Origin of the sequence: Sphingomonas phyllosphaerae, from assembly GCA_036946405.1 — a bacterium.
GTDB classification, from domain to species: domain Bacteria; phylum Pseudomonadota; class Alphaproteobacteria; order Sphingomonadales; family Sphingomonadaceae; genus Sphingomonas; species Sphingomonas phyllosphaerae_D.
Genome location: JAQIJC010000001.1, coordinates 3,195,693 through 3,222,227 on the forward strand (window position 1 = coordinate 3,195,693; position 26,535 = coordinate 3,222,227).

26 protein-coding genes and 2 tRNA genes are annotated in these 26,535 nt (G+C 69.2%); 4 read left to right on the forward strand and 24 right to left on the reverse strand.

Annotated features, from left to right (window positions below; genetic code table 11):
* The first annotated feature begins 10 nt into the window (after positions 1-10).
* Together PGN12_14940 and PGN12_14945 are read left to right on the forward strand one after the other, a co-directional pair.
* Positions 11-1,834, forward strand: a complete 1,824-nt coding sequence (locus PGN12_14940; GenBank protein ID MEH3105183.1) for a copper resistance system multicopper oxidase — start codon at positions 11-13, stop codon at positions 1,832-1,834.
* On the forward strand, positions 1,831-2,898 hold the full coding sequence (locus tag PGN12_14945) for a copper resistance protein B (GenBank protein MEH3105184.1): 1,068 nt from the start codon (positions 1,831-1,833) through the stop codon (positions 2,896-2,898). Before PGN12_14940 ends, PGN12_14945 begins: the two co-directional genes overlap by 4 nt.
* A gap of 99 nt (positions 2,899-2,997) precedes the next feature.
* Here the strand turns inward: PGN12_14945 and lldD are convergent, their stop codons facing one another.
* The 5 genes from lldD to PGN12_14970 all read right to left on the reverse strand — a co-directional run bounded on the left by lldD (position 2,998) and on the right by PGN12_14970 (position 7,799).
* On the reverse strand, positions 2,998-4,143 hold the full coding sequence (lldD, locus tag PGN12_14950; GenBank protein MEH3105185.1) for an FMN-dependent L-lactate dehydrogenase LldD: 1,146 nt from the start codon (positions 4,141-4,143) through the stop codon (positions 2,998-3,000).
* A gap of 79 nt (positions 4,144-4,222) precedes the next feature.
* Positions 4,223-5,035, reverse strand: a complete 813-nt coding sequence (locus PGN12_14955) for a hypothetical protein (protein MEH3105186.1) — start codon at positions 5,033-5,035, stop codon at positions 4,223-4,225.
* A gap of 189 nt (positions 5,036-5,224) precedes the next feature.
* A tRNA-Met gene (locus PGN12_14960) sits at positions 5,225-5,301 on the reverse strand.
* Positions 5,302-5,361: 60 nt separating this feature from the next.
* Positions 5,362-5,883: a 2'-5' RNA ligase family protein gene (locus tag PGN12_14965; GenBank protein ID MEH3105187.1), complete on the reverse strand. Its 522-nt coding sequence runs from the start codon at positions 5,881-5,883 to the stop codon at positions 5,362-5,364.
* Positions 5,880-7,799 carry a potassium transporter Kup gene (locus PGN12_14970; GenBank protein MEH3105188.1) on the reverse strand — a complete coding sequence of 640 codons (1,920 nt, stop codon included), beginning with the start codon at positions 7,797-7,799 and terminating at the stop codon, positions 5,880-5,882. Before PGN12_14970 ends, PGN12_14965 begins: the two co-directional genes overlap by 4 nt.
* A gap of 136 nt (positions 7,800-7,935) precedes the next feature.
* Between PGN12_14970 and PGN12_14975 the strand changes: the two genes are divergently transcribed.
* Positions 7,936-8,154 carry a DUF3072 domain-containing protein gene (locus tag PGN12_14975; GenBank protein ID MEH3105189.1) on the forward strand — a complete coding sequence of 73 codons (219 nt, stop codon included), beginning with the start codon at positions 7,936-7,938 and terminating at the stop codon, positions 8,152-8,154.
* Positions 8,155-8,164: 10 nt separating this feature from the next.
* On the opposite strand, the gene PGN12_14980 is transcribed toward PGN12_14975, so the two are convergent.
* The 18 genes from PGN12_14980 to PGN12_15065 form a co-directional block, all read right to left on the reverse strand.
* Positions 8,165-8,797 (reverse strand): hypothetical protein, encoded by a 633-nt coding sequence (locus PGN12_14980; protein ID MEH3105190.1) that lies wholly within the window; start codon positions 8,795-8,797, stop codon positions 8,165-8,167.
* Positions 8,797-9,237, reverse strand: coding sequence for a cytochrome c maturation protein CcmE (ccmE, locus tag PGN12_14985; protein MEH3105191.1), 441 nt, complete (start codon positions 9,235-9,237; stop codon positions 8,797-8,799). Before ccmE ends, PGN12_14980 begins: the two co-directional genes overlap by 1 nt.
* Positions 9,234-9,338 carry a heme exporter protein CcmD gene (gene ccmD, locus PGN12_14990; GenBank protein MEH3105192.1) on the reverse strand — a complete coding sequence of 35 codons (105 nt, stop codon included), beginning with the start codon at positions 9,336-9,338 and terminating at the stop codon, positions 9,234-9,236. Before ccmD ends, ccmE begins: the two co-directional genes overlap by 4 nt.
* Entirely contained in the window at positions 9,335-10,060 is a 726-nt protein-coding gene (gene ccmC / locus PGN12_14995) for a heme ABC transporter permease CcmC (protein ID MEH3105193.1), read from the reverse strand. The genes ccmD and ccmC overlap by 4 nt, the downstream gene beginning before the upstream one ends.
* A 237-nt stretch (positions 10,061-10,297) precedes the next feature.
* Positions 10,298-11,353, reverse strand: a complete 1,056-nt coding sequence (locus PGN12_15000; protein MEH3105194.1) for an amino acid dehydrogenase — start codon at positions 11,351-11,353, stop codon at positions 10,298-10,300.
* A 90-nt stretch (positions 11,354-11,443) separates the two neighbouring features.
* A tRNA-His gene (locus tag PGN12_15005) sits at positions 11,444-11,520 on the reverse strand.
* Between the two features lie 48 nt (positions 11,521-11,568).
* Positions 11,569-12,288: a type II secretion system protein N gene (gene gspN / locus PGN12_15010; GenBank protein ID MEH3105195.1), complete on the reverse strand. Its 720-nt coding sequence runs from the start codon at positions 12,286-12,288 to the stop codon at positions 11,569-11,571.
* Positions 12,288-12,761 carry a type II secretion system protein GspM gene (gene gspM / locus PGN12_15015; protein MEH3105196.1) on the reverse strand — a complete coding sequence of 158 codons (474 nt, stop codon included), beginning with the start codon at positions 12,759-12,761 and terminating at the stop codon, positions 12,288-12,290. Before gspM ends, gspN begins: the two co-directional genes overlap by 1 nt.
* Complete coding sequence (gene gspL / locus PGN12_15020) at positions 12,758-13,846, reverse strand: type II secretion system protein GspL (protein ID MEH3105197.1); 1,089 nt, start codon at positions 13,844-13,846, stop codon at positions 12,758-12,760. Before gspL ends, gspM begins: the two co-directional genes overlap by 4 nt.
* Positions 13,843-14,811, reverse strand: coding sequence for a type II secretion system minor pseudopilin GspK (gspK, locus tag PGN12_15025; protein ID MEH3105198.1), 969 nt, complete (start codon positions 14,809-14,811; stop codon positions 13,843-13,845). The genes gspL and gspK overlap by 4 nt, the downstream gene beginning before the upstream one ends.
* Positions 14,798-15,487: a type II secretion system minor pseudopilin GspJ gene (gspJ, locus tag PGN12_15030; protein MEH3105199.1), complete on the reverse strand. Its 690-nt coding sequence runs from the start codon at positions 15,485-15,487 to the stop codon at positions 14,798-14,800. Before gspJ ends, gspK begins: the two co-directional genes overlap by 14 nt.
* Entirely contained in the window at positions 15,484-15,885 is a 402-nt protein-coding gene (gspI, locus tag PGN12_15035; protein ID MEH3105200.1) for a type II secretion system minor pseudopilin GspI, read from the reverse strand. The genes gspJ and gspI overlap by 4 nt, the downstream gene beginning before the upstream one ends.
* Positions 15,872-16,348 carry a GspH/FimT family pseudopilin gene (locus PGN12_15040; protein ID MEH3105201.1) on the reverse strand — a complete coding sequence of 159 codons (477 nt, stop codon included), beginning with the start codon at positions 16,346-16,348 and terminating at the stop codon, positions 15,872-15,874. Before PGN12_15040 ends, gspI begins: the two co-directional genes overlap by 14 nt.
* Positions 16,323-16,763: a type II secretion system major pseudopilin GspG gene (gspG, locus tag PGN12_15045; protein MEH3105202.1), complete on the reverse strand. Its 441-nt coding sequence runs from the start codon at positions 16,761-16,763 to the stop codon at positions 16,323-16,325. The genes PGN12_15040 and gspG overlap by 26 nt, the downstream gene beginning before the upstream one ends.
* An 8-nt stretch (positions 16,764-16,771) precedes the next feature.
* Positions 16,772-17,995, reverse strand: coding sequence for a type II secretion system inner membrane protein GspF (gspF, locus tag PGN12_15050; protein ID MEH3105203.1), 1,224 nt, complete (start codon positions 17,993-17,995; stop codon positions 16,772-16,774).
* A 146-nt stretch (positions 17,996-18,141) separates the two neighbouring features.
* Positions 18,142-19,650 (reverse strand): ATPase, T2SS/T4P/T4SS family, encoded by a 1,509-nt coding sequence (locus PGN12_15055; protein MEH3105204.1) that lies wholly within the window; start codon positions 19,648-19,650, stop codon positions 18,142-18,144.
* 68 nt (positions 19,651-19,718) lie between these two features.
* Positions 19,719-21,938, reverse strand: coding sequence for a type II secretion system secretin GspD (gene gspD / locus PGN12_15060; GenBank protein MEH3105205.1), 2,220 nt, complete (start codon positions 21,936-21,938; stop codon positions 19,719-19,721).
* Positions 21,935-22,828, reverse strand: coding sequence for a PDZ domain-containing protein (locus tag PGN12_15065; protein MEH3105206.1), 894 nt, complete (start codon positions 22,826-22,828; stop codon positions 21,935-21,937). The genes gspD and PGN12_15065 overlap by 4 nt, the downstream gene beginning before the upstream one ends.
* Positions 22,829-22,945: 117 nt before the next feature.
* Between PGN12_15065 and PGN12_15070 the strand changes: the two genes are divergently transcribed.
* On the forward strand, positions 22,946-23,575 hold the full coding sequence (locus PGN12_15070) for a 2OG-Fe(II) oxygenase (protein MEH3105207.1): 630 nt from the start codon (positions 22,946-22,948) through the stop codon (positions 23,573-23,575).
* A gap of 130 nt (positions 23,576-23,705) precedes the next feature.
* Here the strand turns inward: PGN12_15070 and PGN12_15075 are convergent, their stop codons facing one another.
* Positions 23,706-26,528, reverse strand: coding sequence for a TonB-dependent receptor (locus tag PGN12_15075; protein ID MEH3105208.1), 2,823 nt, complete (start codon positions 26,526-26,528; stop codon positions 23,706-23,708).
* Between the last annotated feature and the right edge of the window lie 7 nt (positions 26,529-26,535).

The window sequence follows — 26,535 nt, forward strand, 5'->3', positions numbered from 1 at the left end:
TATGACGCAAATGACGAGCGATCATGACACGGCGACCCGCTTCGGTCGCCGCAACCTTCTGCGTGCCGGCGGGATGTTGGCGGCGGGTGCCTGCGCGCCGGCCTGGGCGCAAGGCGGCAGCGCCGGGATCGCCGCGCGACCGGAAGTGTCGGGCAACGACATCCACCTGCGCATCGCGCATCAGATGATGACGATCGACGGGCACCGCAGCCATGCGATCGGCATCAACGGCAGTGTCCCCGCGCCGCTGATCCGGCTGCGCGAGGGGCAGACCGTGCGGTTGCACGTCGAGAATGCGCTCGACGAGGAAAGCTCGATCCACTGGCACGGGCTGCTCGTGCCCTTCCACATGGACGGCGTGCCGGGCGTCAGCTTTCCCGGTATCGCGCCGCGATCGACCTTCACCTACGAATTTCCGGTCCGGCAGGCCGGCACCTATTGGTATCACAGCCATTCGGGGTTGCAGGAGCAGATGGGGCTATACGGCCCGATCGTGATCGACCCTGCCATGCCAGATCCGGCCGGGCCGGCGCGCGAGCATGTGATCCTGCTGTCCGACCACAGCCAGCGCCACCCGCACGCGATCTTCCGCAAGCTCAAGCAGCAGGGCGGCTATTTCAATTACCAGAAGCAGACGCTGGCCGGGCTGCTCGCTGGACGCGATCAGCGCGCGGGCGAACGGATCGAATGGGGCAAGATGCGGATGGACCCGGCCGATATCGCCGACGTGACCGCATCGACCTATACCTATCTGGTCAACGGCCACGGCCCGCGCGACCAGTGGACCGGGCTGTTCGCGCCGGGCGAGCGCGTGCGGCTGCGGCTCATCAACGCCTCGGCGATGACGACCTTCAACGTGCGACTGCCGGGACTGGCGATGACGGTGGTCGAGGCAGACGGGCTGGCGGTACGCCCGGTGACGATCGACGAACTTCAGGTCGCGGTCGCCGAAACCTATGACGTGATCGTCACGCCGTCGGACGACCGTGCCTATGCGCTGGTCGCGGAGAGCGTCGATCGATCGGGCATGGCGCTTGCCACGCTCGCGCCGCGCGTCGGAATGCGCGCCGCCGCGCCGCCGCTGCGCCCCCGCCCGCTCGCGAGCATGAAGGACATGGGGATGGGCGCGATGGGGCCGATGGGCGACGACGGCGCCATGGCGCCGCATGACATGAGCGCGCACGACATGGCGGGTCACGACATGGCGGGGCACCAGATGAGCGGCCACGACATGCCCGGCAACGCTGCGCCCGGACATGACATGGCCGCGATGAACGATTCGATGCGCAACTTCGCCAACGCGCCAGAGGTGAAGCGCACGCCGACCGTTCAGACGATCGCGCCGATGCCGGTCGACCGCACCGGAGAGCCCGGCCAGGGGCTGGCCGATGTGGGGCATCGCGTGCTGACCTATCGCGACCTCGTCGCCGCGTCGCGCAACCCCGACGTGCGCGCCCCCGACCGCGCGCTGCGCATCCATCTGACCGGCAACATGGAACGCTATATGTGGGCGTTCGACGGCGAGAAGCTGAACGAGGTCACCGCGCCCTTCGCGTTCCTCGAGAATGAGCGCGTGCGCGTCACGCTCGTCAACGACACGATGATGGGCCACCCCATTCACCTGCACGGCCATTATTTCGAGCTGGTCACCGGGCATGGCGACCACGCCCCGCGCAAGCATACCGTGCAGGTCCAGCCCGGCGGCACCGTCACCTTCGACCTGACCGCCGATGCGGTCGGCGACTGGGCGTTCCACTGCCACATGCTGTACCACATGCACGCCGGGATGATGCAGGTCGTCACCGTCCGCCCACGCGGCGAGGGTGCGGCATGAGCGTGGTACTGATAATCGCGCTCGCCGCGGCGCAGATGCAGGGGATGGATCATGCCGGGCACAGGCCGGGCATGACGATGCCGATGCCGATGCCCAAGCCGGCGGCGACGCCGAAGCCGAAGCCGCGTACCGTGAAGCGCCCGGCGCGGCACAGGGCGGCGGCGGCGATGCCGATGCCAGAGGTCGCGGCCTGCTCACCCGAACATGCGGCGATGGGGCATTGCGAGGCTCCTGCGGCTATCCCGGCGACCGGCCCGTCCGAACCGTGTCCCCCCGAACATGCCGCGATGGGCCATTGCACCGCCGCGCCGGGCGATGCGGCGGCGAGCGGCACGGCGCTTCCCGCCGGCGACGCCCCCGCCCCGGCCGCGCCGGCCCCAACCTATGCCGACCGCGTCTGGGGTGCGGGCGCGATGGCCCCGGCGCGGGCGCGATTGCGCCACGAACATGGCGGGATGACCTTCACGCAGGTGATGCTCAACATCGCCGAGCTGCAACCGCGCGCCGGGCGCGATGGCTATCGTTGGGACGGCGAGGCGTGGTTCGGCGGTGACGTCGACCGGCTAGTGGTCAAGAGCGAGGGTGATGGCCGCTTCGGCGCTCGCGTGGGCGGCGAGGTGCAGGCGCTCTACAGCCGTGCGATCGGTCCCTATTTCAACGTGCAGGGCGGCATCCGGCAGGAAATCGGCGTCGATCGCCGCTATGCCGTCGCGGGCGTCGAGGGGCTTGCGCCTTATTGGTTCGATGTCGAGGCAACCGCCTTCCTCTCCGACCGCGGCGACGTGCTGGCGCGCGTCGAGGGCACGTACGACCAGCGGATCACTCAGCGGCTGATCCTGCAACCGCGCGCCGAGCTGAACCTCTCGGCGCAGGATGTTGCGCGCGACCGGATCGGTGCGGGGCTGGTCGATGCCGAGCTGGGGCTGCGGCTGCGTTACGAGCTGCGCCGTGAGTTCGCGCCCTATGTCGGCGTCTCATGGGAACGCGCGTTCGGCGCGACGCGGCGGCTGCGTGGTGGTAGTGGCGGCGCGGTGGTGGCGCTGGGCGTGCGGGCGTGGTTCTGAGCAAGCCGTCATCCCGGACGTGATCCGGAATCCCGCTTCTTTTTCCAACAGCGCAGAAAGAGCGGGGCCCCGGATCAAGTCCGGGGCGACGAAAACGGTTTATCGCACCAGCGCGTCGCCCGTGATCTTATCGATGCTGGTGCAGCTGGTCAGCGCCATCGCGACGCGCATCTCGGCCTCGACGAGTTGCAGCATGTGGCTCACCCCCGCCTCGCCGCGCGCCGCCAGCGCATAGACCCACGCGCGCCCGAGCAACACGCCGTGTGCGCCCAGCGCCAGCATCCGCACCACGTCGAGTCCCGAGCGCACCCCGCCGTCCGCCAGCACCGTCACCCGGTCGCGCACCGCCGCGGCGATCGCGGGCAAAGCGCGCGCGGTCGACGGCACGCCGTCGAGCTGTCGCCCGCCGTGGTTGGACACCACGATCCCGTCCGCGCCTAGCTGGGCGGCGGCCAGCGCATCCTCGCGGTCGAGGATGCCCTTGATGACCAGCGGGCCGTCCCAGCTTTCCCGAATGAACTCGAGGTCGCGCCACGAAACCGTCGGGTCGAAATTGTTGCGCATCCAGGCGAAGAAATCCTCCAACCCGGTGTTGCGCCCCAGCACCGGCGCGACGTTGCCCAACTGGTGCGGCCGCCCGCGCACCCCGACGTCCCAAGCCCAGTGCGGGCGCAGGATCGACTGCCATGTCCGCCGCATCGCCCCCGCCAGCCCCGGCGCGCCCGCCAGCCCGCTGCGATAGTCGCGATAGCGCGAGCCCGGCACCGGCATGTCGACGGTGAAGATCAACGCGCTGCACCCCGCGGCGCGCGCCTGCGCGAGCAGGTCCTTCATGAAGGCGCGGTCGCGGATCATGTAGAGCTGGAACCAGAAGGGCGCGTCGCTCTGCGCCGAGACCTCGCCGATCGGGCAGGCCGAGACGGTCGACAGGCAGAACGGCACCCCGGCCTTGTTCGCCGCGCGCGCCGCCTGCACCTCCCCGCGTCGCGCGTTCATCCCCGCCAGCCCGATCGGGGCGAGTGCGACCGGCAACGCCTGCCGCCGCCCGAACAATTCCGTGGAAAGGTCGAGCGTCGAGACGTCGGTCAGCACGCGCTGTCGCAGCGCAATCTCGGCGAGATCGTCGACGTTGCGGCGTAGCGTCGCCTCGGCATAGCTGCCGCCGTCGATATATTCGAACAGGAACCGCGGCAGCCGCCGTCGCGCCAGCTCGCGATAGTCGAGTGCCGATGCCGCCTTCGCCATGTCCTGCCGCGTCCTCCGCCATGATCCCGGGTCTACCTAGCCGAGGCGCGGAACGATGCCACCCCTGGTATGTGCGCGATCAGGTGTCGCGCTGCGCCATCAACATCTGCAATCCCGGCGGCTGCGCCTGTTGCAACGACAATTCGCGCAGCGGGTCGGACGGATCGGCGCGGTAGGCGACGAGGCGGATATGCGCCGCGACATAGGAATGCAGGAAGCAGCTCTGGAAGATGCTGTCGCTCCACAAGCCGTTGAGCACATGCTCCATGTCGAGCGAGAGTTGCGCCATCAACTGTTGCGCGCCGTCGGCGACGACCAGCACGCCGACTCCGGGCCAGCCTTCGCCGACGAACGCCGCCGCCTCGCGGTTGAACGGAACGGTCGGCCCGGCATGTTCCTCACGATACGCGATCCCCGCCACCGTCACGCCACGCGCGCGGGCAGCCTCCATGTCCTCCGCGAAAAGATCGAAGACCGCCGGAAACAGATCGAAGAGCACAATCTCCCGCGCTTCCGCGATCATTGCCCGAACGCGCTCGACGACATGCGCGACCGAGCGCAACTGGAAGAATTCCTCGGCGCGGGTCGGCTGGTAGACGGCACTGAGCGACGACAGCGCCTCGGTATGGCGGCGATCGAAATCGCGCTTGAGCGACGCGAACAGCTCGGCCGGCGGGATCGGCGTGTAGGTGACCGGGTCGCTGCTGTTGCTGGCGAGCAGAACACCCTTCTGCTCCATGACCTTCAACGCCTGATAAACGTTGGCGGGCGCCTTGCCGACGCGCTGCGACAGCCGGTAGCCGGTGGCGGGCGCCTGCCGCAGCAGCTCGGTGTAGAGCGACGATTCGAGATCGGTGAATCCGAAGGCGCTGAGCGCGGTGTTCGGCGGCATGGGAGGACTCCGGGGAAAACGCGGACGCCACGTCCCGGCCGGCCCGCAGCGATGCTATATAGCAGATTGCCACGCGATCCAGCGGGTTGCGTCGCGGCAGGGCGCTGATGCAACGCCGCTTGGGTTCAGCGTCGGCAGGAAAAGGAACACTCACGAACGCCTGATCGCCATTCCAGCCCATGAGAGGGATGGTAGCGGAGGAGGGACTTGAACCCCCGACACGCGGATTATGATTCCGCTGCTCTAACCAGCTGAGCTACTCCGCCCCGTCAAGCGAGGGAACCAGCGCTCGTGAGGCGCGGGCTATAGCAGCCGAACCAAAGCGGTCAAGCCGCGAAAGAATGCTTCGACAACAATTCCCACGGCCCGCCCCGATACCAATAGGCCGCCAGCCCGGCGATCGCAACCGGGCGCGGCCGGAACGGCGCGCGAAGGTCCGCCAGCAGCGCCGTCGCCACCGCCGGCTCGACCTTGTTCTGCACGGTTACATGCGCGCGCCAGCCGCCGGCATCCTGCGGGGTCAGCAGCCCGGCGAAGGCCGCGGCGAGACGCGCACGGATCGCGGCGAGCGCTTCGCAGTCGATGCGGTAGGCGACCCCGCGGCCGAGCGAGATCACGTCCGCAATCCGCGCGTTTGGTGCCGGTACGCCGCGCGTCTCCGCGACCAGCCGCTGCTTCAGCTCCGGCGCGAGGGACGGCGGGAGATGGTGGAACATCGTCAGATGCGCGGCGAGCTGGTTGCGCTCGGGGGGGAAATAAGCGCTGCGCTCTGCATCGAAGAACGCCTGATCCTCCCGCCCGAACAGCGCGGTGACGATGATCGGCGCAGGCTCGAACGCGGCGGTCAAATCTCGATCTGGCTGCCCAGCTCCACGACGCGGTTGGTGGGCAGGCGGAAGAACTCCATCGCGCTTTCCGCGTTGCGCAGCATCCAGCTGAACAATTTTTCGCGCCAGATCGCCATGCCGGGGCGCTCCGAGGCGAGCAACGTCTGGCGGCTGAGAAAGAAGCTGGTGTCCATCATCCGGAACGCCGCGCCGCAGCCGTCGAAGGTCTTGAGATGCGCGGGCACGTCGGGCTCCTCCATGAAGCCATAGCGCAGGATGACGCGGTGGAAGCCCTGCCCCAGATCCTCGTGGAGGAACCGATCTTCCTCGGGAAAATAGGGCATGTCGGTGACGCGCACGGTCAGCAGGATGACGCGTTCGTGCAGGACGCGATTGTGCTTGAGATTGTGGAGCAAGGCGTGGGGCACGCCCTCGGGGGTCGAGGTCATGAACACCGCGGTGCCCGAGACGCGCGTCGCCGAGGTCGCCGCCGAATCGATGAAGATCCTGATCGGCATCGCCGCCTCGCGCATCCGTTCGATCATCAGCTTGCGCCCCTGCGACCAGGTGGTGAGCAGCACGAAGACAATCACCGCAACCAGCAGCGGGAACCAGCCGCCGTCGGGCACTTTGGTGAGGTTCGACGCGAAATACAGGCCGTCGATCGACAGGAAGACGATCTCGAACAGCGCGGTTGCCCAGAGCGGCCAATGCCACACGCGGCGGATCAGCACGCCGATCATGCAGGTCGAGATGAACATCGTCCCCGTCACCGCAATGCCATAGGCGGCAGCGAGATTCGACGATTCGCCGAAGCCGAAGACGAGCAGCAGCACCATCACCATCAGCGCCCAATTGGCGGCGGGGATGTAGATCTGCCCCGCCTCTGACGCGCTGGTGTGGGTGATGCGGATGCGGGGCATCAGCCCGAGCTGCACCGCCTGCTGCACGACCGAATAGGCGCCGGTAATGACCGCCTGGCTGGCGATCACCGTCGCCATCGTGGCGAGAATGACGAGCGGGAGACGCCAGTTCTCGGGCGCCATCAGGAAGAACGGATTTTCCGCGGCGGCCGGGTTCTGGAGCAACAATGCCCCCTGCCCCAGATAGTTGACCATCAACGCCGGCAGGACGAACGCCAGCCATGCCAGCTCGATCGGGCGGCGACCGAAATGCCCCATGTCGGCATAAAGCGCCTCCGCACCGGTCACCGCCAGCACCACCGAGCCGAGCGCGAGGAACGCCAGCCCGCCGTCGTTCATCGCGAAGCGCACCGCATAGATCGGGTTGAGCGCGAACAGAATGTCGGGACGCTGGATGATGTGCGATATGCCCATCACCGCCAGCACCACGAAATAGACCGCCATGATCGGGCCGAACAGCCGCCCGACCTTCTCGGTGCCGATCGACTGCATGTAGAACAGCGCGATCAGGATCGTCACCGCAATCGGCAGCACGAACGAGTCGAAGCCCTGTTCGACCGTCGCCAACCCCTCGACCGCCGACAGCACCGAAATCGCCGGGGTGATCATGCAATCGCCGAAGAACAAGGCGGTGGCGAGCACGCCGAGGATGACGAGGCTCGACCCCCATTTCTTCCCCGCGCCCGAGCGCCGCTGGATCAGTGCGAGCAAGGCGAGGCTGCCACCCTCGCCATTGTTGTCGGCGCGCAGCACGATCAGCACGTATTTGAGCGTCACGATCAGCATCAGCGACCAAAAGACGAGGCTGATGACGCCGAAGACGTGCAGTGGGTCGACCGCGAGCGGATGGTGCCCGACGAACACCTCCTTCATCGCGTAGAGCGGGCTGGTGCCGATGTCGCCGTAAACGACGCCGATCGCGCCGAGCGCGAGCTTGGCGAGGCTGCCGCTGTGCTGATGATGCCCGGCCGCCGCCTGTGCGCGGATGGCAGGGTCGACGGTGCTGACGCTCATGCGCTGGCCACCGCTATCGAGAGGTCGTCCGCATTGGTGGCCATAAGCTGGCGCGCCTAGCACGCGGCCGATGCGCCCGCAACGCGGAACAGGGAGCGAACATAAATGTTCTGTTCAGCGAAAGGACCTTGCGAACATGGCCGATACCCACAACCCGAAGAGCGAACCCTTTTCCAACGCCGAAAAGGACCCGGACGACTGGACCACCGGTGACGAGCCGATGACCGGGGCACAGGCGAGCTATCTGAGAACGTTGAGCGAAGAGGCCGGCGAGGCGTTCGACGAATCGCTGACCAAGGCCGATGCCTCCAAGCGGATCGACGCGCTTCAGGAACAGACCGGACGCGGCAAATAGCCCGCGCCGGTCAGCGCGCGTCGTTGGCGGCGATCAGCCGGTCGAGCAACGCCAGCCGGCGCGCGATCTCGATGCGGTAGGGGGTGCCGTCCGGTGACAGCTGGACGGCGCGTGTCCACAGGGCGCGCGTTTTGGCGATATCGCCGGCTTCCAGATACGCAAAGCCGAGATAATAAGGCGGTGCTGGGTGCTCCGGTGCCAGTCGCGCCGCCTGTCGGAACGCAATAAGCGCGGGCGGTGACACGCGGTGACCGGCTTCGGCAGAAAGCGTCACGCCCGCCCAGGTCCAGAGGATGAAGCTCCGCGGCAGCTTCGACAGCCCGCCGAGGATGACCCGTGCCGCCGCATCGTCGTTGCCGCTGCGCGTCATCGCATCCGCGGCGATCAGATAGGCGGTGTCGGCGTTGAAGCGGCCGAACATGCTGTCGCGCAGCTGCGTCTCTTCAATGTCGACCGGCGGAACCGTCGTGGTCCGCTGCGGCGCGGCCGCGCCGAGCGTCGGCCGTCCCTGCCACGCATAGCCGACCCCACCGAGACAGAGCGCCGCGCCGATCATCGACCACAACAGCCGATCGACGCGCAGCCACAACGCCATCGCCGCAAACGCCGCCGCGGCCAGCACCAGAAGCGCGACGAAGCCCATCAGCGCTGCTCCTCGAGCGTGCGGGTTTCATGCATCTTACCCGCCATCTGCGGCGGCATGTATTTCTCGTCATGCTTGGCGAGCAGGTTGGTGGCGACGAACGAGGCGTCGGGGCGGAAATGGCCCTCCGCCACCACGCCGGAGCCTTCGCGGAACAGGTCCGGGGCGATTCCGCTGAACCGCACCGGCGTGGTCGCCTTGCCATCGGTGACGACGAAGTCGATCGAGACGCCGTCCGCCGCGCGCCTGATCGAGCCGCGCTCGACCATGCCACCGAGCCGGACTGCCTTGTCGGGCGGCGGCAGGTTACCTGCCACGTCGGCGGGCGCGTAGAAGAACGCCGCCTGATCGCGCAGCCCCGACAAGGCCAGCAACGCCGCCGCGGCGATCGCGCCGAGCCCGAGCAGCACCAGCATCAGCCGTTGATTCTTGCGCGTCACTTCTCGGCGTCCCGCATCTGGCGCCAGCTCCACCACGCGAGCGCTGCGGCAGCAATGAGAGTCAGCGCATAGGCGCCGGTGACGAACGGCCACGGGTTCATGCGCGTGCCCGCCGCCGCAGTCGCGCCTCGGCCTTTTCGCGCGCCAGCATCGTCCGCATCCGCATCAGCACCACCGCACCGAAGAAGAACGAGAAGCCCGCCAGCATGATCGGCAGCGGCCAGAGCAGCGAGCGGTCGATGCTGGAACCCGTCAGCCCGATGCTCGGCCCCTGATGCAGCGTGTTCCACCACACGACCGAATAGCGGATGATCGGGAGCAGCACGGTGCCGGCAATGCCGTAGAGCGCGGGGATGCGCCCGTCACCGTCACGCTCGCGATCGGCCTGCGCCAGTGCGATGAAGCCGAGATAGACGAAGAACAACAGCAGCATCGACGTCAGCCGCCCGTCCCATTGCCACCACGTCCCCCAGGTCGGCCGGCCCCAGATCGCGCCGGTGACGAGGCAGAGCGCAGCGAAGATCGCGCCCGGCGCGGCGGTCGCGCGCGCGGCGATCATGGCGAGCGGATGCCGCCAGACGAGGAAGACGATGCTGGCTATCGCGATGCTGCTCCACCCGCCCATCCCGAGCCAGGCAGCGGGAACGTGGATGTAGAGGATGCGGACCGTTTCGCCCTGCAAGTAATCCGCCGGGGTCTGCGTCAGCCCCGCCCAGCAGCCGATCGCGATCAACACCACCCCCGCCCAGAACAGAATGGGAGTCAGCGGTCGCGCGATCTTCAGGAAACGGGCCGGGTTGGCAAAGGCATGGAGCGAAGGCACGGCGCCGGGATAGGCGAACAGGGGGCGGTCGTCACCCCCCGGGCGTTTAGTGGATGGGGACACAATGGTGGCGTGCCCCGCGGCGAGCGTAGCAGCGGATTTGACAGACATGGGCCCCTGCCTTCGCAGGGGCGACGGGGATCGATCAACCGTCGCCCCTGCGAAGGCAGGGGCCCATGTCTGCTTCATCTCGCGTACCGTCACCGTCGAACGCGGCGACAGTGTGTCAAAACGCCATCAAGCCGCCCGGCCGATCAGCCGGCGCGCGATCCGGTCGGCGACCTCGGCGGTCGGATCGCCCGAGGCGGCGGCCTCATCCCACACCTGATCAAGCCGACCGGGGATCTGCGCGATCCGCGCCATCACCTCGGCCTCGTCGCCATGGCCAAGATATTCCAAACCGACGTTGATGATGCCGCCGGCGTTGATGACGTAATCGGGCGCATAGACGATCCCGGCGTCGTGCAACCGCTGGCCGTCGGCGCGCGCCTCGAGCTGGTTGTTCGCGCCGCCCGCGACGATCTTCGCCTTGAGCGTCGGGATCGAGCGTTCGGTGAGGATCGCGCCCAGCGCATTGGGGCTGACGATATCGACGTCCGCCGACAGGATCGCGTCCGGTGCGACGATGGTCGCGCCCAGCTCCGCCGCCATCCGCTCGGCGCGCGCCTGATCGACGTCGGCGAGCGTCAGCACCGCGCCGTCCTTCGCCAGCAACCGCGCAAGCCCGCCGCCGACCGAGCCGAGCCCCTGGATCGCGACGCGCACGCCCTTCATGTCGTCGCTGCCGAGCCCGCGCTTCGCCGCGGCGCGGGCGCCCAGATAGACGCCGTGCGCGGTGTACGGCCCGGGATCGCCGCCCGCCGCACCCTGCGCGACCGGCAGGCCGGAGACGTAGCGCGTCTCGCCCGCGATCACCTTCATGCGCGCCTCGGACATGCCGACGTCCTCGGCGGTGACGTAGCGGCCGCCCAGCGACTCGACCGCGCGGCCGAACGCCACCAGCTGTTCGTCGCTGATCGTCGCGCCCGGCTGGTCCGCGAGCACGACGCCCTTGCCGCCGCCCAGATCGAGCCCGGCCATCGCATTCTTGTAGCTCATGCCGCGCGAGAGCCGCAGCGCATCGGTAATCGCCCGGGAATCATCGACATAGTGCCAGAAGCGCACCCCGCCCGCCGCCGGTCCGAGCGTCGTGGAGTGAACCGCGATCACCGCCTTCAGCCCCGAAGCCGGGTCGGTGAACAGATGCAGCCCTTCATGGCTGTCGAAATCGGGATAGTCCCAGACCGAGGTCATCGTCTCTCCAGTGCGACCGACGTTAAATTACCGGCGGACGCAATAATCTTGTCGAGCGAAAAACGCCAGCAAGAAACAGAAACGAAGGGATGGGGCGATCGACGGGACTTGAACCCGCGACCCTCGGTACCACAAACCGATGCTCTAACCAACTGAGCTACGATCGCCGCGAAGGCCGTGCCCCTAGCGGCACCGCGCCCGGTTCGTCAAGCGGTTCAGAAGCGTCCGTCGACCGAGAAGGTGCGGGCCGCGCCGCTGACCGCGAATCCCGCGCCATCGAGCCGCGCCGCGATCGTCGGATCGGTCGGGATCAGCGTCAGGTCGGCGCGATAGCGGCCGTCGGGCCATAGACGCAGGTTGACGCCCTCGCCCGCGCCGCTGGTGAGCGGCAGCAGCAACGCGCCGGCGTCGCAGCGCGCGCTGCCGCTGAGCGCGCCGGGCAGCGGCTGGCCGAGGAATGCCCCGGCGAGCGTCGCGCGGACGCGGCCCTCGGCGGCCTGGCATGTGCCATCGACGAAGCGCACGGTGACGCCATCGAGGTTGAGCGCGGAGACGGGCAGCGGGGCGAAGGCGTTGCCGGGCGACAATGGTCCGTTGGCGTCGATCACCGCCGCGCGGTTGCGCCCGATCTCGACCACGCCCGCCAGCCGCTGCGCCGGGTCGGTCGACTCGCTTGCCAGGGCGATATGCGCGCGGCCGATCAGCAAAGCGAACGGCGACAGGCCGGCATCGAGGTCGCCCAAGGCGATCTCGCCGAACCGTGCCTCGACCAGCCGGCCGGACCACAGGCTGCCGGTCACTTCGCGCGCGGCGAACCCCTGTCCGTCGAGCCCGGTCCAGCCGAGCGCGAGCCGCAACGGGAGGAAGGCGAGCATCGCCGCCGCGAACAGCGCGAGGAACAAGGTGCGGCGGCCGGTGGTGAGCGGGATACGCATCAGACCCCCCGCGCGCGCAGCGTCATGGTCGCGGTCACGCTGCCCGCGCCGTTGCCGGAGACGCTGAGCGAATCGACGAGCACGCCTTCCGCTTCAAGCCCGCTGATCCATTGCATCAACGCGCCGGCGCGCGCGGTGGCGATCGCGGTGCGGATGCGGTCGGGCGCCTCGACATCGAGGCTGGCGAGCGTGAACCCCGCAGCGTCGGCGCGGGCGCGGACGATGTCGGCGAGCGGCGCGGACAGCGGAGTCGCACGCCGTTGCAACGCCTTGACCTGCCGGAGCCCGGCCTGCGCGGTGCCGAGCCGGATCACCGCATCGGTGTAACGCTCACGCGAGGACGACAGGCCGTCGCGAACCGGGCGGATCACCGCGCCCCACACCAAAGTGACGGCGGCCAGCGCGACCATCACCAGCAACAGCCGCCGCTCACGCAGCGAGCGTCCGTCGAACCACGTCTTCAACGCCGTCATGGCCGCACCGTCATGTCGCCGGTCAGCCGACCGGCCGATTGCTGGAAGACGCTCGATTCGACGGAGAAGCCGGCATCGGCGAGTCGCGACTTGACCGTATTCGCCTGCGCCTCGCCCGCCAGCGACAGCGAGACGCGCAGCGCGCCGTTCGGCTCGAACTGCAGCGCGGTGATCTCGGTATCGGGCACCGCCTCGACGATCGCGTAGATCGCCGCGGCAGTGCGGGTGAAGCCCTGCCCCGGCCCGCGCAGCGCCGACAGCCGCTCGCCGAGCATCCGGGTTTCGTCGCCCGCGCCGGTGCCCCGGGGAAGGCCCTGCCGCGCGATCGTCGCGGCGCGCTGTTCGATCGTATCCGCCCCGAACGAATAGCGCATGATCCGCACGACATCGATCGCGAGTGTCGCGAGCAGGATCAGCCCGGCGAGCACCGCCAGCCGCCGCACCAGCCCCCAGTCGATCGCGGTCCGGCGGCGACGGCGCGCGAAGGCGCCTTGCCGCAGGTCGATCACCGGCGCGGCGACCGCGTCGATCGCGGCGGCGCGGAGTGCGGCGCGGTCGAGCAGGCGCGGGGTCTCGCCGCGGGTGACCAGCCCGGTGAGCACCGGCTCATCGGCCCAGCCGGTGGTGCGACCGCGCGCCACCACCTGCCCGCCGAGGTCGGCGCGGACATAGCCTTCCTCGGGCTCCGGGAGCAGTAGCGGCGCGGGGACGACCGCGGCCGGATCGACCCCGCCGCGCGCCAGCGCCGCGAGCCACCCCGCCATCCGCGCCGGGGCAACGACCGCGATCGCGCGCTCGCCGTCACGTTCGCGCCCGACCGCGACATGCAGGTCGTGCGCGGGCTCGGCAGTCGCGTCGCTGACCACGACGCGCGCCGCCGCCAGCGCCTGTGCCGGGGAGCGCGCGGGCAGCGTCGCCCAATGCAACGTCACCGCGTCGGCGGGTGCGACCGCGACGACGCGATCCTCCGCCGTCACCTCGGGCAGCCCCTCGCCCTCGCGCTCGACCGCGTCGTCGCGGATCCGCCACCAGCGCCATGGCTGCGAATCATTGGGGGGCAGGAAGAGGAGCGTCGCTGCGGTCATGGTACATCCCCCCATTGCCGCGTCACGAGCCGGACGGGAAGGGTCCGCGCGTCGATCAGCCCTTCCTCGTGCAATTCGGCGCCGCCATTGGCCACGTCGATGCGCAGCGCGAACCATTTGGTGGTGACGGCGGTCTGCGACTGAGCGCCGATGTCGGTCGCGCCGCCCGCGCTCGCCAGTTGCGCCCAAAACTGCCCGGCCTGCGCATAGCCGCCCGGCGGGCGGCGCAGCAGCAGCCCCTGCGCCTGCGCCACGCCCATCGTGTCGGGGAGCAGCATCGCGAGCAACGGCGCCTGTTCGGGGAGCAGGGTGTTGACGTTGAGCACGGACTGGCGCGCGATCGGGAGCGTGCACACCCATGGCCGGATCAGCGCGTACGCCTCGGGCGTGACGCCCTTCACGGCGCGCAACTCGCTGACATCGGCCATCAACGTGCCGGCGGTGCGATAGCCGCGGTAATCGTTGTTCTCCGCCCCGCCAGGCAGCGGATCGTCGTCGCTGTCGAGCCAGTCGGCGGTCGCCGTCGCAATCGCATCGCCATCCGGCACGCGCAGCAGCCGCAACAGCCGCTGGAAACGCGTCAGCGCCTGCGGGTTGACGAGATAGGCGTCGCCGAAGCCGAAGGTGACCAGCCCGTTGAGGTTGAAGCAATTGCCGCCGTCGGTGACGCGCGCGGTCGCCGTGCCGCCGGGGATCGGCAAGCCGAACGGCCGCCCGCTCCACCCGCCGGTCAGCGCGACACGGTCGCGGCTCTGTTGCAGCAAGGTGGAGACGCGGCGGGTCGCCAGTGTCTCGGCGGCATAGGCATAACCGCGCGCGGCATCGAGCGCGACGGCATTGGCGGCGAGCCGCGTCGACAGCCGCAACCGCTCCAGCGCGGTCGCCGCCATCACCGCGATCACCGCGACGAGCAGCAGCACGGTGAGCAGCGCGGCCCCGCGCTCGCCGGGTCTAGCGCGGCGCATCGATCGCGCCTGTCGGAGTGCCGGCCGGGGCGCCGGAACCGGGCCCCTGCTGGCCGTTGTTGGTATCGTCGATGGCGCGCGGCGCGCCGGTGCCGACGAGGAACAGCAGCCGGTAGGATTGCCCGCCGGCGCGTACGAGCGTCAGTTCCATCGCCTGCGGCAAGGACGCGCGTTCGTCGCCCTGCCAGGTGTCGCTCCACGCCCCGGCATAGCGGAAGCGGACGCGCACCTCCTGCACGCGGTCGACCAGCAACGCCGCGGGCAGTGGGGCAGCGCCGTCGAGCGCCGGATAGGCGACGCGCTCGATCCCGTCGGCGGTCAGGCGGTATTCGACCTTCTGCACGGTGGCGCGCGGGGCCTGATCGGGGTTCGCCCAGCCGCCGCGCACGAAACGCAGGATGGGCTGCGCGCTGCGGTCGCCAGAAAAGGCCGGGAGCAGCGTCCCCGCGGCGTCGCGGGTCGGGCGATCCTGCGCCTGCGCCATGTCAGCGGTCATGATCGACACCAAGCGGTTGAGCGCGGCATTGTCGTCGAGCGCGGCGCCGGTCGCGCCCTGCGCGCGGACGCTGAACGCCAGCAGCGCGACCCCCGCCGCGGCGATCATCCCGAAGATCATCAGCGCGATCATCACCTCGACGAGGGTGAAGCCCGCTTCGTGGCGGGTCCGGCGCGTCACGGCCCGACCCGAGTCTGCGCGATCGGTGCGGGGGGCGGGCGGACCATCGTCGCGCGGCCCAGCACCGCGCCGCCCGCATCGCTGACCGCGACGTCGATCCGCTGCACGTCGCCATCACCGAGCGGCTGGGTATCGCGCACCCATGTCCAGCTGCGCCCGCCGGCCTGCTCGACCCCGCTCGCACGGCCGCGCGTCGGCGGCTGCGCGTCGGTGACCGCCTCGATCGCGACGTTGCGGGCGACGATCTGTGCGAGCAGGGTCGCGGAAACGAAGCCGGTCGAGCGGATCGTCTGCCCCTCCAGCCGGATCAGCGCGAGCGCGGCGAGGCTGAACACGACCAGCGCGACCATGATCTCGACCAAAGTGAACCCACGCGCGCGCGGGTCAGCCGGCGACACGGACGGTCCCGTCGGCATCGATCACCACATCGGTGCGCATCCCCTCGCGCGTCAGCGTCACGGTCATCGCGCGATCGGCGAGCCCGGTGGTGTCGAAGGTCAGCCGGTCGCGGGCGGGGCCGGTGGTCGCGGTGCCGGGCTTCCAGCGCTCGACCTTCAGCGCGCCGTCGAGCGGGGTCCACGCACCGCCGCGCCATTGGTCGAAGCCATAGCCGCCGGGCGTCACCCACAGGCTGACGGGGCGCGCCTCGACGATCGCCGCATCGTGCGCGGCGCGGGTACGCACCGCGAAGCGCGTCGCCTCGTCCATCAGCCGGCCGCGCGTGTCGGGCATCATCAGCACCGCCGCCGCCGACGCGAGCCCGATGACGGTGATGACCACCATCAGCTCGATCAGCGTGAAGCCGCGCTGGCGCAGCCCGCGCGGCGACCGCGCCTTACTGCCAGGATCCGATATCGGCATCGATCCCCTGCCCGCCGTCCTTGCCGTCGGCCCCCAGCGTCCAGACGTCCGCCGCGCCGTGCTGACCGGGCGAGGCGTAGAGGTACGGGCGGTTCCACGGGTCCTGCGGCAGGCGCTTAATATAGCCGCCGGCCTGATAGCGCGCGGCGTCCGCCCCTGCCGGCGGGGTGACCAAAGCCTGCAAGCCCTGCGTCGTCGTCGGGTAATTGCCCATCTGCAACCGGTAGAGTTCGAGGCCCTGTTCGATCGTCGCGATATCGGCCTTGGCCTTCTGGATGCGCGCGGTGTCGCCCGAGGGCAGCACGTTGAGCGCGACGATCGTCGCGAGCAGGCCGATGATGACGATCACCACCATCAGCTCCACGAGCGTGAAGCCGTTGCGCTTCCGGCGGCGGTTCTTCTGTTCGGTCGACATAGGCATTCTCATTGTCCGGCCAGCGTGTTGAGCTGAAGGATGGGGAGCAGGATCGATAGCACGATCGTTGCGACGATCGCGCCCATGATGACGATGATGAACGGTTCGAGCAGCGACATCGCGGTGGCGGTGAAGCGGTCGAACTCGCGCTCCAGATAATCCGCCGCGCGCTCCAGCATCTCGTCGAGCCGCCCCGCCGCCTCGCCGCTCGCCGCGAGATAGACGAGCAGCGGGGGGAAGACCCCCGCGCGGCGCATCGCCGCCGACAGGCTGCCGCCGCCGCGGATCGACTCGGTGATCTCGTCCGACGCGGCCTTCAGCCGGCGGTTGTGGATCGTTCCCGCGGTGAGGCTAAGCCCTTCCAATAGCGGGAGCCGGCTGGCGACCATCGTCGAGAGCGTCCGCGCCATCCGCGCCGCGTGCAGGTCGCGGAGCAGCCGACCGAGCAGCGGCACGCGCAGCAGCCAGCTGTCGAAGGCGAGCCGGATCGGCGGCTGGCGCAGCGCCGCCCATGCCGCGCAGCCGAGCCCGACCAGCACCAGCAGCATCAACCACCACCAGCCGACCAACATGTCGGACAGGCCGATCACCAGCCGCGTCAGCAGCGGAAGTTCCTGACCGACGGTATCGAATTGCTCGACCACCTGCGGGACGACGAAGGTCATCAGCGCCAGCACGACGCCGAGCGCCACGGCGGCGAGCACCGAAGGATAGGCCATCGCGGTCAGCAACTTGCCGCGGATTTCGGCCTGGCGTTCGAGCAGGGTCGACAGCCGCTCCATGATCTGCGGCAGCGTGCCCGAGCTTTCGCCCGCCGCGACCATCGCGCGGTAGAGCGGCGGGAAGCTCTTTGGCTCGCGCGCCATCGCATCGGCGAGGCGGCGGCCCTCGACGACCGCGCTGTGGACGGTCTGGACGATTGCGCGGACGCTTTCCTGCTCGGTCTGGCGGGTGATCGTGCGGAGCGACTCCTCCAGCGGAGAGACGCGGTTGAGCGTGGCCAACTGGCGGGTGAACAAAGTCAATTGCTTGCCCGACATCTTCGCGCGGCCGAGTTCGAGCCCGAACAGCGGACGGCTGCGCGCCTGCGGGGTGCTGCCGGGTTCGAGGCGAACGACGTACAGCCGCTTGCGGTCGAGCGCGGCGCGCGCGGCGTCCATGTCGGTGGCGCTGACATGGCCGCGTGTCTCGTTGCCGCGGGTGTCGATCGCGAGATAGTCGAAGTCAGCCATGACCTTACCCTCCCCTCCCTGTCAGGGAGGGGGCGGGGGTGGGTCGCGTCCGGGTGGTACGGAGCCGCCAGCGCCTGTTTGGACGTACCACGAGCACGCTACCCTCCCCCAGCCCCTCCCTGAGAGGGAGGGGGGCAAGTTGAGGCTTAATGCGCATCGGCTATCGCTACTTCCGCCGCATCGGCGTTTTCGCTGCGGGAGACGCGAATCGCTTCTTCCGCCGTGGTCTGCCCGCTCTCCACCAAGCGCCGTGCGGCGGTGGCGAGCGTGTCGTTGTTGGCGAAGGTGTGGCGCGCGATGGCATCTTCGTCGCCGCCCTCGTTGATGAGGCGACGGACGGTCGAGTCGACGCGCACCGCCTCGTAGACGCCGATCCGGCCGCGGAAGCCGGTTCGGTTGCAATGCTCGCAGCCGACCGCCTCGTAGACGGTCGTTGCCGGATCGATCCCGAGCAGCGGCGCCACCGTCTCCGACGCTGGCACCGGACGCGCGCAATGTTTGCACAAGCGTCGCACAAGGCGCTGCGCGATCACCGCCCGCAACGTCGAGGCGAGCAGGAACGGCTCGACCTTCATGTCGCGCATCCGCGTGATCGCGCCGACCGCGTCGTTGGTGTGGACGGTCGACAGCACGAGGTGCCCGGTCAGCGACGCCTGCACCGCGATCTCGGCGGTCTCGCGGTCGCGGATTTCGCCGATCATCACCGTGTCTGGGTCCTGACGCAGGATCGCGCGCAGCCCGGCGGCGAAGGTCAGCCCGACCTTGGCGTTGACCTGCGTCTGCCCGACACCCTCGACCGCATATTCGACCGGGTCCTCGACGGTCAGGATGTTGCGGCTGCCGTCGTTGAGCAGCCGCAGCGCGGCGTAGAGCGTCGTCGTCTTGCCGCTGCCGGTCGGGCCGGTCACCAGCACGATGCCGTTCGGCTCGGCGATCGCCTCGCGCAGCAGCGCGTACATCGGCGCGCTCATCCCGAGCGCGTCGAGGTCCATGCCGGCATTCTCCTTGTCGAGAATACGCAGCACGACGCGCTCGCCCGCGCGGCTCGGCAAGGTCGAGACGCGCACGTCGAGCAGCTTGCCGCCGAGCGTCAGCCCCATGCGCCCGTCCTGCGGCACGCGCCGCTCGGCGATGTCGAGCCGCGCCATCACCTTGATACGGCTGACCACGACCGGGGCGACGTGCGGTGGCATCCGCAGCGTCTCGCGCAGCACGCCGTCGATGCGCATCCGCACGACGAGGCCGGTCTCATAGGGCTCGATATGGATGTCCGACACGCCGTTGCGCGCCGCGTCGGCGATGATGCCGTTGATGAGCCGGATCGCGGGCGCGTCGTCGGCGGTGTCGAGCAGATCCTCGGCGGTCGGCAGCCCTTCGGCGAGCAGGTCGAGTTCGTCGCCCATCCCGACCGCGGCGGCAGCGGTCGCCTGCCCGTCCATTGCATAATTGTCGCTGAGCAAACGGTCGAACGCGGCGGGCGCGACCACCGCGACGTCGAACGCGCGCCCGAGCACGCGCCGCACCTCGATCAACGCGCGCGGGTCGCTGCCCTCGCGCAGTGCCACCCCGTCGCCATCGAGCACGACGCCGAACTTGCGCGCGAAGGCATAAGGCAAGGCGACCGGGGGGACGACCGGCACGGCGTCGGAGAGCATTGTCGCGCCGTCCGGGGCGGGCGGCAGCGGCGCGGCGGCCGCGTCGATCTCCGCGCCGGTACGCAGGATCATTTGCGCTTACCCTTGCCGGTGATGACGCTGGTCGAGTTGCGATAGACCGGCACGCCGACGCGCGGGTCCTCGATGCTGCCCGGCTCGCCCGGCGCGGGCAGCGGCGGGGTCGCGCCCATATAATCGCGGACCAGCTCGTCGATCGACGGTTCGGCGGCGGGGTCCTGCAAGCCCTGCTGAAGCCGCAGATAGCCGTAACGCCGCTCGGTGACGCGGCGGTTCTCCTCGGCCGAGCGGATCACGGTCGGGCGAATGAAGATCATCAGGTTCGACTTGGCGCGGGTCTTGGCCTTGCTCTTGAACAGATTGCCGAGGATCGGGATGTCGCCGAGGAACGGGATCTTCTCGATCGTGCGGCGTTCCTCGTCGCTGAGCAGCCCGCCGATCACCCCGATCGCACCATCGTCGACAGTCAGCACCGTCTCGACCTCGCGCTTGTTGAGGATAAGGTCCGAATTGCTGCTGCTGACCGGGCCGGCGATCGAGCTGACCTCCAGATGGAGGTTCATCTTGATCGTGCCCGAGGAATTGACCTGCGGGCGGACGTCGAGCCCGATGCCGACATTCTGGCGCTGCGTCGTGCGGAAGGCATTGTCGAAATTGTTCGATAGCGCCTCGCCGGTGGTGATCGGGATTTCCTGCCCGACCAGCGTATGCGCTTCCTGATTGTCGAGCGTCATGATTTGCGGGACTTGCAGCAGGTTGGATTGCGTATCGCTCTTCACGGCATTGATGATCGCGCCGAAGACCGTGCTGCCGATCTTCCCGCCGAACCCGCCGAACCCGCCCTGCGAGCCGATGATCGAGCTGATCGCCGATTGCGTGAGCGTGTTCGACGCGGTGTTGTTGGTCGTCGTCTCGGTCCGCGTCCCATCAGCGGCGGTGACGACGGTGCGGGTCGATCCCAGCGACTGCGCACCGACCGCGCCCGCGATCTGGAGGATGTTCGGCGCGGAATTGCTGAACGTCGACGCCGCGAACGCGCCGCCGTCGATGTTGCCGAGCAGGAACTGCGCGCCGAGCCGGTTGACGGTGCTGTCCGATACCTCGGCGACGATCGCCTCGACCAGCACCTGCTGGCGGCGCTGGTCGAGCTTGCGGATCACGTCGGCGAGCTGGCGCTGGACGTCGGCGGGCGCGGCGACGACGATCGCGTTGGCGCCGGCATAGCGCGTCACCACCGCCGCGGTGCGCGCGCCCTCTCCGCGGATCGCGGCCTGTTGCGGCTGGCTGCCCGATTGCTGCGTCGTGGTCTGCTGCGACTGGCTGCGCGTCGCGGGCTGCGGGGTCGCGCCTACGCCGGTCGCGCCGGTGCTCGTCGTGCTGAGCCCGGTGCGGCTGAGCCCTTGTTCCTGGATCGTGTCGGGCGCCTGACCGACAAGCTGCTGGAGCACGGGCAGCAACTGATTGGCGTCGGCGTTCTCGAGGAAGACGACGCGGATTTCGGTGGCGTTGCGCGCGCTCTGGTCGAGCTCGCGCGCCAGCCCGGCGAGCCGCGCGACGGTCTGCGGATCGCCGCGCAGCGCCACCGCATTGCTGCTCTCGATCGCGACCGCCGAGGCGCCGCCGGTCGCCGCCGCCGCGCCGCCTTGCGCGCCGCCGCCCAGCAAGCCGGTCAGCGCGGTCGCGACCTCGCTGGCGCGCGCGTTCTTGAGCGCGATGATCCGCGTCGCCGAGGTGTCGGCGTCGATCCGTCGCACCACTTCACGAACGCGGCGGACGTTGTCGGCGAAGTCGACGACGACGAGGCTGTTGCCGCCGCGGTTGGCGGTGACCGAGCCCTGCGCGCTGACCAGCGGCCGCACGGTGTCGACCGCCTGCGCGGCATCGACCGAGCGCAGCCGGATGATCTCGGTGACGAGCTGGTTGCGCGCCGCGCCCGCAAGGCCGATCCGGCCCGGCTGGCTGGCGGCATTGTCGATCGGCTGGACGCGGAACGCGCCATTGGCGGTCGGCACCGCGACCAGCGCATTGGCGCGCAGCGTCGAGAGGAACACCTCCAGATACTCGCTGCGCGACAGCGGGCGGTCGGTGACGACGGTCACCTTCCCCTGCACGCGATTGTCGATGATGAAGGTGCGCCCGGTCACCTTGGCGGCATCGGCGATGAACGCGCGGATATCGGCGTCGCGCACGTTGAGCGTGGTCTGCGCCAGCGCGGGCTGCGCGGCCGCGACCAACGCGAGGGGAGTCAGGAGAGTGGCGGTGCGCTTCATCGTGTTACCGGAATGGTGAGCGGCAGCGGCTGACCGCCGCGTTCGACCGTGAGGGACAGGGTGCCGCCCGACGCGCGGGCGCGGGTGAGCATTTCGAGATCGGACGGGCCACTGATCGGGCGACCCGCGACGGTGGTGATGACGTCGCCGTCGCGCAGCCCGGCGGCGCGGAACGCCGTCCCGCCCTGCCCGCGCACGGTGACGCCGGTCACCTTGCCGCTTTCGATCCGCGGAATCGCATTGATCTCCTGACGAAGCTGCTGCGGCGAGACGGTGGCCGCCCCCGGCGCGACCGGCCCGCCGCTCGGCGTTTCGAGCGGCGCGGCCTGGCCCGGGGCACCGGGCGGCGGCCCCGGCGGCGGCGGGTTCTGCGCGGCGTCGCCGGACGGTGCGGTGACGATGCCGCTGCTGCCCGATTGGTCGAGGAACAGATCCTCGCTGCGACCGCCGCGATCGAGCGTGACATGATCGAAGGCGACCGCCTTGAGCGTGACGCCGGGCGCGACCTCCTCACCCACCGCGATGCTCTTCTGGACGCCGTCCGGGCCGGCGATGATCGCCGCGCCGCGCGCCTGTGCATTGTCCATGCGGGTGCCGTAGAGCGTGAGCTGGAGCGAGGTCACCGCGCTCGGCCCCTGCGCCTGCGCTGCGCCGCTGACGCGGTAGAAGGGATCGAAGCCGGCGAGCACGCCCGCGGCATCGGCCGGGACCGTCGGTCCGGCGGGCACCCAGGCGCCGAGCGGGGCCACCGGAGTCAGCAGCACCCACGCCAGTCGTGCGCATTGCACCGCCAGCACCGCGAGCAGCGCCAATTCGGCCGCGGAGTAGATATTGACCACGGGCAGCCGCCGCAGGATCGCCCGTGCACGGGCATCGAACTTCAATCGCATCGGCCAGGCCAACTCCCCGCGAACGGCCGCTAGGTAAACCTTATTACGTGGGTATTGCGGCTTTGTGTAATATTTCTGTGCTTGGGCACGGACCTTCACCTGTGGCACAAACCTGCGATGGCCACCGACCCGATCGCCGCCCGGCTTGCCGCCTCGCCCGGTTTCCAGCGGCTGCCGAGCCCCAAGCTGACGCTGTTCATCAAGCGCGCATTCCTGTCCCCCGAGGTGTGCGCGCAGCTGGTCGACCTGATCGACCTCGGTCGCCGGCCGTCGACGATCGCCGACCCGAACGGCGACACGGCGTTCCGCACCAGCGAGACCTGCGATCTGCCCGCGACCGAACCGGTGGTGGCGGAAGTCGACGCGGCGCTGGCGGCGGCGACCGGGCTCGACCCGCTGCACGGCGAGCCGATCCAGGGGCAGCGCTATGCGATCGGGCAGGAGTTCAAGGCGCATACCGATTATTTCGAGCCGAACGGTGCGGACTTCGCACGCTATTGCAGCGTCGCGGGCAATCGCACCTGGACCGCGATGATCTATCTGAACGAGCCCGACGCGGGCGGGGCGACGCGCTTCAAGGCGGTCGACAAGACGATCCAGCCCGAGCTGGGCAAGCTGGTCTGCTGGAACAATTGCCGCCCCGACGGGACGCTCAACCCGGCGACGATCCACCACGGGATGAAGGTGCGCGCCGGGACGAAGTATATCATCACGAAATGGTATCGCGAGCGCGCCTGGGGGTGGTGAGCGCGCGCTGTCGTGCGCCCAGCCCGTCGCCCCGGACCTGATCCGGGGCCCCGCTTCTTCTTCGCGAGGGTAGAAGCGGGATCCCGGATCACGTCCGGGATGACGGTATGGCAGACGCTGCCCCTTCGGGTCAGAACGTCACGCTCGCCCCCAGCGTGAACAGCCGGCCGAGGCGGTAGTTGTTGATGTCGACGCGGTTGCCGCCATCGAAGGTCTGGAATTCCTGATAGCGCGTGCCGGTCAGGTTGCGCATCTCGGCCTTGATCTCGACCTTCTTGGTCATGAAATCGACCGTCTGACGCGCGACGAAGTCGAGGCGGATGCCCGGCTTCTCGATGATGTCCGGCTGGAAGCCGGCACCCCCCAGCAGCGACGGGCCGCGGTTCGTCACGCGCTCGCTGGCGTAGTTGAACAGCAGCGTCGCCTGCGTGCCATTGTCCTTGTCCTCATAGCCCAGCTGGAGGTTGACGAGGTGATCGGATTGGCCGGTCAGCGGCGCGCCGTCGCGGAACAGGCTGGCGGCCGGGGCGAAGTTGGTCGGGCAGCCGCCGAGCGTCGTCCCCTCGAGCACGCCGGGCACGCAGGTGCGGTCGGCGGTGAGCGCCGAATGCGTCCAGGTGTAATTGGCGATCACCACCGCGCGCTTGCCCGCCATGCCTTCGGAGATGAAGTCGAGCGGGATGTACTTCTGCGCCTCGATCTCCGCGCCGTACAATTTGGCGCGCGGCAGGTTGGTGAAGCCGGTCTGCAGCCGCGCGTCGGGGGTCGGGAAGAAGCCGACCTGCTCGATCGGATTGTCGATGCGCTTGTAGAAGCCGGCCAGCGTGATGCGCTGGTCACGCGCGAAGAACCATTCGTAGCGCGCCTCGAGATTGTAGAGCTCCGAGTCCTTCAGCCGCGGGTTGCCGAAGAACAGGCGGTCCGATTCGAAGTCGCGGAACGCCTGCGGGGCCAGCTCGCGGAACTGCGGGCGGGCGATCGTCTTCGACGCGGCGAGGCGCAGCTGCATGTCCTGCGCGAAGTTCCACGTCAGCGTCGCGCCGGGCAGGAAGTAATCGTTCTTCAGTCGCGTGCCGGTGGCGTTGACCGGCGTGACGCGCTGCGTGGCGGTTTCGTAGCGGACGCCGACGATCGCGCGGACGCCGTCGAACGCCTCGGCTTCGGCCTGCGCGTAACCGGCGTGGACGCGCAGCAAGGCGTCATAGGCGTAGGAGCCGTTCTGGCCGGCGTCGAAGCGCATTTGCACCGCGGTGTCGGACGGATTGCCCGCACCCGGCACCGGGCAGCCGTTCACCACATCGGGCGACAGCAGATAGTCGGGACGGAACAGGTTGCACGGAAACGGGATCGCCCCGCCCGCCACCGTTTGATAGGTGAACGGCAGACGCGTCGAGGTGCGCTCGTTCTCCGAATAATAATAGCCCGCCGACAAGGTCATCGGGCGCTCGCCCTGGAACTTGTAGGCGACGTCGGCCTGCCCCGAATAGAGGTTCTCGTTCAGCTCGCTGAACACCACCGTCGCGAAACGGTCGAAGGCGTTGGTCGCCTGCCACACGCCCGGGCAGCTCACCCCGGTGTCGCTGACGGGCGCGTTGCTGAGATCGACGTTCAGCGAGGTGTTGCAATTGTAGATGAACTGCCGCTCGTACGGCGAGTTGCGCTGCGAATTGGCATAGGCGCCGCGCAGGTCGATCGACAGGTCCTGCACCGGCTTGAACTCGCCGACGAGCTGCGTCTCGATCAGCTTGCGCTCGAACCAGCTGGTGTTCTGCTGGAACAGCGGGTTACCACTCGAATTGTTGTAGACGGTCGCCGCCGAGGCGCGCCCCTGCTTGAGCGTGTCGTGGATGTAGACGTTGGTCCAGCGGATCTTGTTCTCGCCGAACTCCGCGCCGAAGCCGAGCAACCCGTTCACCACCGCACGATTGTCGGTGATGACGGTGCGGAAATCATTGCGGATCGTGCCGTCGTTGCTGACGGTGTCCTGCTGCACCGCGTCGCGGGTGCGCCAGTTGTTCGACACGCCGACGCTGCCGATCAGGCCGACGCGCGTGCCGCCGATATCGCCGGTGACGCCGAGGTCGAGGCTGCCGGAATAATTGGCGGGAATGTCGCCGTTGCGCTGGAGCAGCGTCGTGCGCGCGTTCGACAGCTGCAACACCTGCGCGGCGGGGATCACGCCGTTGCCGGTCGGCGCCTGCTTGATGAAGTCCGGAACGTTGCGCTCGCCACCGTCATAGCCGAGCCAGTCGGTCTTCGACCCGAAATAGGTATAGCCGAGCTTCCCCGTCGTCTCGGTGTCGATCCCGCCCGACGCGCCGACGGTGAAGAAATTCTCGTCCGGGATCGCCTTGGTCGTCAGGTTGATGACGCCGCCGCCGAACTCGCCGGGATAGTTCACCGAATAGGTCTTCTGGACCAGTGCCGAGCCGACGACCGTGGTCGGGAAGATGTCGAGCGGGACGGTACGGCGCAGCGGCTCGGGGCTGGGCAGCGGCGATCCGTTGAGCAGCGCCGACGAATAGCGATCGCCGAGCCCGCGCACGAAGACATAGCCGTTGCCGACCACCGACAGGCCGGTGACGCGCGTCAGCGCGCCTGCGATGTCGCCCTCGCCGGTCCGCGCGATATCGGCGGTCGACAGCACGTTGACGACCTGCGCGGTGGCGCGGACCGCGTTGGGGATATTGCGCCCGACGACGACGATGTCGCCGGCAGTGCCGGCATCGACGCCGGGGGCGGAGATTTCGGCCTGGTCGTCCGCACCGCCGGGGACGGCGTCCTGCGTCGCCTCGGCCTGCCGGTCGGCGGACGTCGCCGGACCGGGCGAGGTGGTGCTGGTCTGCGGCGGGCCGGCCGGCGCCGCAGGAGCGGGAGCGACCTGCGCCAGCGCCGCGGGGGCGACCAGCGTGGTCGTCAGGAGAAGAAGCGTGGCGAGGTTGCGCTGGCGCATGGTCGGG

Bases quoted from the DNA above. Each gene is read 5' to 3' on its own strand.
- PGN12_14940 (MEH3105183.1), top strand. From the start codon at position 11: ATGACGAGCGATCATGACACGGCGACCCGCTTCGGTCGCCGCAACCTT.
- PGN12_14945 (MEH3105184.1), top strand. From the start codon at position 1,831: ATGAGCGTGGTACTGATAATCGCGCTCGCCGCGGCGCAGATGCAGGGG.
- lldD (MEH3105185.1), bottom strand. From the start codon at position 4,143: ATGGCGAAGGCGGCATCGGCACTCGACTATCGCGAGCTGGCGCGACGG.
- PGN12_14955 (MEH3105186.1), bottom strand. From the start codon at position 5,035: ATGCCGCCGAACACCGCGCTCAGCGCCTTCGGATTCACCGATCTCGAA.
- PGN12_14970 (MEH3105188.1), bottom strand. From the start codon at position 7,799: ATGAGCGTCAGCACCGTCGACCCTGCCATCCGCGCACAGGCGGCGGCC.
- PGN12_14975 (MEH3105189.1), top strand. From the start codon at position 7,936: ATGGCCGATACCCACAACCCGAAGAGCGAACCCTTTTCCAACGCCGAA.
- PGN12_14980 (MEH3105190.1), bottom strand. From the start codon at position 8,797: ATGGGCTTCGTCGCGCTTCTGGTGCTGGCCGCGGCGGCGTTTGCGGCG.
- ccmD (MEH3105192.1), bottom strand. From the start codon at position 9,338: ATGAACCCGTGGCCGTTCGTCACCGGCGCCTATGCGCTGACTCTCATT.
- PGN12_15000 (MEH3105194.1), bottom strand. From the start codon at position 11,353: ATGACCTCGGTCTGGGACTATCCCGATTTCGACAGCCATGAAGGGCTG.
- gspN (MEH3105195.1), bottom strand. From the start codon at position 12,288: ATGCGTATCCCGCTCACCACCGGCCGCCGCACCTTGTTCCTCGCGCTG.
- gspM (MEH3105196.1), bottom strand. From the start codon at position 12,761: ATGACGGCGTTGAAGACGTGGTTCGACGGACGCTCGCTGCGTGAGCGG.
- gspL (MEH3105197.1), bottom strand. From the start codon at position 13,846: ATGACCGCAGCGACGCTCCTCTTCCTGCCCCCCAATGATTCGCAGCCA.
- gspK (MEH3105198.1), bottom strand. From the start codon at position 14,811: ATGCGCCGCGCTAGACCCGGCGAGCGCGGGGCCGCGCTGCTCACCGTG.
- PGN12_15040 (MEH3105201.1), bottom strand. From the start codon at position 16,348: ATGCCGATATCGGATCCTGGCAGTAAGGCGCGGTCGCCGCGCGGGCTG.
- gspG (MEH3105202.1), bottom strand. From the start codon at position 16,763: ATGTCGACCGAACAGAAGAACCGCCGCCGGAAGCGCAACGGCTTCACG.
- gspF (MEH3105203.1), bottom strand. From the start codon at position 17,995: ATGGCTGACTTCGACTATCTCGCGATCGACACCCGCGGCAACGAGACA.
- PGN12_15055 (MEH3105204.1), bottom strand. From the start codon at position 19,650: ATGCTCTCCGACGCCGTGCCGGTCGTCCCCCCGGTCGCCTTGCCTTAT.
- gspD (MEH3105205.1), bottom strand. From the start codon at position 21,938: ATGAAGCGCACCGCCACTCTCCTGACTCCCCTCGCGTTGGTCGCGGCC.
- PGN12_15065 (MEH3105206.1), bottom strand. From the start codon at position 22,828: ATGCGATTGAAGTTCGATGCCCGTGCACGGGCGATCCTGCGGCGGCTG.
- PGN12_15070 (MEH3105207.1), top strand. From the start codon at position 22,946: ATGGCCACCGACCCGATCGCCGCCCGGCTTGCCGCCTCGCCCGGTTTC.
- PGN12_15075 (MEH3105208.1), bottom strand. From the start codon at position 26,528: ATGCGCCAGCGCAACCTCGCCACGCTTCTTCTCCTGACGACCACGCTG.